This is a genomic window from Methylobacterium isbiliense (assembly GCF_022179325.1).
In the GTDB taxonomy this organism is placed as follows: Bacteria; Pseudomonadota; Alphaproteobacteria; order Rhizobiales; family Beijerinckiaceae; genus Methylobacterium; species Methylobacterium isbiliense.
This window is the reverse complement of record NZ_BPQQ01000159.1, coordinates 1-1,642: the sequence shown is the minus strand read 5'-3', so window position 1 is coordinate 1,642 and position 1,642 is coordinate 1. Positions and strand designations below refer to the sequence as shown.

The window sequence follows — 1,642 nt, the reverse complement described above, 5'->3', positions numbered from 1 at the left end:
CATCCAGATCGCCGCGCTACAGCGGGCCAATGCCCGCAAGGCCGGGGTGTTCAAGACCAAGCACCTCAACATCTGGGTGCAGGCGCGCGACGCCTACTTCAACGTCCAGCGCTGGATCGAGAGCGCGGTGCCGGACCTGAGCCTCGACGACTTCCGCGGCCAGCCCTGCCGGCTCGGGCTCGACCTCGCCTCCAAGGTCGACATCGCCGCCGGCGAGCTGCTGTTCGAGCTGGCGCGCTGCACCGCGCCGGTGGCGCAGCAGCTGCAGGCGCGCGGCTACCACTACGCCCGCTTCGGCTTCTACTGGCTGCCCGAGGCGGCGATCGAAGCGGGCGAGTCCGAGCACTACCGCGGCTGGCGCGACGCCGACCCGTCCTGGTTGATCCAGACCGACGGCGACATGATCGACCACTTCGCCATCCTCGACACCATCCTGGGCGAGGAGGGCGCGGACGGCAGCCGCACCGGCGGGCTCGTCACCGAGTTCCAGCTGGAGGAGGTCGCCTACGACCCGCACCAGGCGACCATGCTGGTCACGGCCCTGCAGGAGGCCGGCCTGCCCTGCGTCGAGGTGCGGCCGCTGGTGCTCAACTTCAGCGAGCCGATGAAGCAGATGGACGCGCTGATCCGCTCGCGCGCCATCGCCCACAGCGGCGATCCGGTCTTCACCTGGATGCTGTCCAACGTGGTCGCCAAGCCCGACCGCAAGGACAACGTCTACCCCACCAAGCTGCGGCCCGAGAACAAGATCGACGGCCCGGTGGCGCACCTGATGGCGCTCGCCCGCTGCATGAGCGGGGCCGAGCCCGGCATCGCGAGAGGCTTCGTGGAGCTGTGACCTTCTGGCGCTGCACGGCGCGCCGGGCCGAGGCGGCCCGCGCGACGCCACAGGTCGAGGCCTCGACCTCGTTCCTGTCCTCGGACGCCGAGGCCTGGGACCGGATCCCGCCGGGCGGGCTCGCCGGCGGGATCTCGACCGAGACGGCGATGCGCCACGCCGCGGTCTACCGCTGTGTCTCCATCATCGCCTTCGCGGCAGCCATGCTGCCGCTCAAGACCTACCGCGAGCAGCCGGGCGGCGACCGCGTCGCCAGCGCCGAGCACCCGGCCGCCGACCTACTGCGCATCCGCCCCAACCCGCGCCTCTCGCGCACGCTGTGGCTGCGCGCCACGCTGGCGCAGATGCTGCTGGAGGGCAACGCCGTCTCGTGGATCGAGCGGCGCGGCTCGGGCGACCCGCTGGCGCTCTGGCCGGTGGCGTTCCACCGGATCGGCATTGAGCTCGCCGGCGAGCGCCTGCGCTACCGCCTGCTTCTCGACGACGGGCGGGCGATCGTCGTCGACCAGGACGACGTGCTGCACGTGCCGGGCTCGGCCGAGTGGACCGGGCTCAAGGCGCGCACGCCGATCCAGGCGATGGGCGCGGCGGTGGGGCTCGGGCTGGAGGCCGACCGCTTCGCCCGCGAGTAATTCGAGAACGACGCCACGCCCTCGGGCTACAACCCAGTGCGGCGACACTCCGCCCTGGGCTACCGCTCACCCCTCGTCTACGAACAGGAGCACCAGCCAAAACCCGCAACCGAGACCCTGGTCACCCAAGCCCCGTAACCGTCCACAGAAACGGTTCTCCCGCACTTTGCGT

General features: G+C 71.3%; 2 protein-coding genes. Both read left to right on the top strand.

Annotated elements, in window-relative coordinates; genetic code table 11:
- Positions 1-838 (top strand): terminase TerL endonuclease subunit (locus MFF61_RS33710; RefSeq protein ID WP_238242215.1); only part of this gene is annotated, 838 nt, incomplete at its 5' end.
- On the top strand, positions 835-1,470 hold the full coding sequence (locus MFF61_RS33705; protein WP_238242213.1) for a phage portal protein: 636 nt from the start codon (positions 835-837) through the stop codon (positions 1,468-1,470). The genes MFF61_RS33710 and MFF61_RS33705, both read left to right, overlap by 4 nt.
- Positions 1,471-1,642: the final 172 nt, after the last annotated feature.